At 67.0% G+C, this 1492-nt stretch carries 1 protein-coding gene; it reads left to right on the top strand.

The window, feature by feature from the left end; translation table 11 throughout:
* The first annotated feature begins 311 nt into the window (after positions 1-311).
* Positions 312-1385, top strand: a complete 1074-nt coding sequence (locus ABZ293_RS42015; protein ID WP_355189919.1) for an IS110 family transposase — start codon at positions 312-314, stop codon at positions 1383-1385.
* The last annotated feature ends 107 nt before the right edge of the window (positions 1386-1492 follow it).

Genomic DNA, 1492 nt, shown 5'->3' with positions numbered 1-1492 from the left:
CGGATGCGGCGCGGGTGATCCGGGAGCAGAACCGTAAGATCGCCGAGCTGGAGCAGACGATCGAAATCCTCAAGGCGGCAACAAGTTTCTTCGCGTCAATGTAATGCTGTTGGGGCTCGGTGGGGTTCGCTCTTTTCTTCGCTGCCCCGGCCATTTGATTGCTGGTGGCTTGTCACGATGTGCGGCCCCGCCGGGCCCGGCCGGTGGGGTTCGTGGCCTGATAGGAGCGCGCCGCAGTGCCCGATTGACGCGTGCCCGTCCTCACCCGGTCTTGTGAGCATCCCCATTGCCCGTGGAGAGGACGAAACCCGTTGAGCCAAGTCGTGATCGGTGTCGATGCCCATAAACGCACCCATACCCTCGTGGCCGCCGATCCGGTCGGCCGCCGGCTGGGCGAGAAGACGATCGGGACGACCAGCGAGGACCATTTGAAGGCGGTCGAGTGGGCCGCGCAATGGCCGGGAGCGAAGTTCGCGCTCGAGGACTGCCGTCACGTCACGCGCCGGTTGGAGCGCGACCTGCTCGCCGCAGGGTTCGAGGTGGTGCGAGTGCCGACGCATCTGATGGCCGCCGCCCGGCGTGGTGGCCGGGAGAAGGGCAAGTCCGATCCGATCGACGCGCTCGCGGTGGCCCATGCGGCGCTGCGCGAACCCGACCTCCCCGCGGCTCGGCTCGACGGCCCGGCGCGGGAAGTGAAGCTGCTGTCGGACTACCGCCACACCCTGGTCGTGCAGCGCACTGAGCTGATCAACCGATTGCGCTGGCATCTGCACGAACTCGACCCGAGCCTGGAGATCCCCTCCCGCGGGCTGCGCCGCTACTGTGTCATCAACGATCTCGCGCAACGACTCACCTCCTTCCACGGCCTGGTCGCGCAGATAGCCTGCGAGATGACCGCCCAGTGCCGGGCACTGACCGAACAGATCAACAACCTCGAACGCCAGCTGCGCGACCGCGTGCGGGTGCTGGCGCCGAGCCTGCTGGCAGTTCCCGGCTGCGGCGTGTTGTCGGCGGCAGTGATCCTCGGTGAAACCGCTGGGGCACAACGGTTTCGGTCCAAGGACGCGTATGCGCGATTCACCGGGACTGCACCGATTCCGGTGTGGTCGGGTGCCACCTCGGGCAAGGTCCGTCTCAACCGCGGCGGCAACCGCTGGATCAACTGCGCCCTGCACATGATCGCGCTCACTCAGACCCGCGGCTTCGGTCCCGGCAAAGACTACGTCGACAAGCTCAAAGCCAGGGGAAAGACCCGCACCGAAGCCATGCGGCTGCTGCGGCGGCGCCTGTCCGACGTCGTCTACCGCGCCCTGATCTCCGACGAACGAACCGCCGCAACACCGGCCGTCGACACCGCCAACGGCGTTGCGCTGCAGGCGGCTTGACATAGGAGCATCCGGGAGAGCGACCCGCGACAGCGGTAATTTGTGCGTTCATCGCCGAGCATCGCGCTCGGTTCGGGGTCGCTCCGATCTGCCGTGCGCTGTCCGCG

Origin of the sequence: Nocardia sp. NPDC005998, from assembly GCF_040614395.1 — a bacterium.
GTDB lineage: Bacteria > Actinomycetota > Actinomycetes > Mycobacteriales > Mycobacteriaceae > Nocardia.
Note: the sequence above shows the minus strand (reverse complement) of the source record. Positions and strands in the feature narration are given on the sequence as shown.